We start from the raw sequence: 587 nt of genomic DNA, 5'->3' as shown, positions 1-587 counted from the left end.
CACTTCCCACGTCAGAAAATACCGCGCCGCCTGCAGCTTGCCCTTATAGAAGTCAGCATCCGCTGCATTCCCTTTGGCCAACCCTTCCTCGGCACGAATCGCCTGCTCCAGCCAGCGCCAGCCAATAACCGCGTGGCCGAACACCTTCAGGTACAACGCCGAGTTCGCCAGACTGCTATTGACCTTGCCTTGTGCCAGGTCGGTCAGCAAACCAATGGTCACCGTTTGCAGGCGCGCCACCAGTTTCTCCAGTGGCTCACGCAATGCAGTCAGCGAGTCGTACGCTGTCGCGCGTTCAGCGGTGTTGGCAATCAGGCGAATCAATTGCTTCAGCCCGGCACCACCGTTCTGCGCCAATTTACGCCCGAGCAAATCCAGCGACTGAATGCCGTGAGTGCCTTCGTGGATCGGGTTCAAGCGGTTGTCGCGGTAATACTGCTCAACCGGATACTCACGGGTATAACCGTGACCGCCGAGGATCTGGATCGCCAGTTCGTTGGCCTTCAGGCAGAACTCCGACGGCCAGGATTTGACGATCGGCGTCAGCAGATCCAGCAGTTCATGAGCCTGTTTGCGTTCGGCTTCGG

At 58.6% G+C, this 587-nt stretch carries 1 protein-coding gene; it reads right to left on the bottom strand.

Going from position 1 to position 587, the window contains the following annotated elements; all coding sequences use genetic code 11:
* Positions 1 to 587 (bottom strand): acyl-CoA dehydrogenase C-terminal domain-containing protein (locus tag BK660_RS31185; protein ID WP_148057520.1); only part of this gene is annotated, 587 nt, incomplete at both ends.

Origin of the sequence: Pseudomonas brassicacearum (assembly GCF_003732265.1) — a bacterium.
GTDB classification, from domain to species: Bacteria; Pseudomonadota; Gammaproteobacteria; order Pseudomonadales; family Pseudomonadaceae; genus Aquipseudomonas; species Aquipseudomonas brassicacearum_D.
The sequence above is the reverse complement of the archived record's forward strand: the minus strand, read 5'-3'. Positions and strand labels throughout refer to the sequence as shown.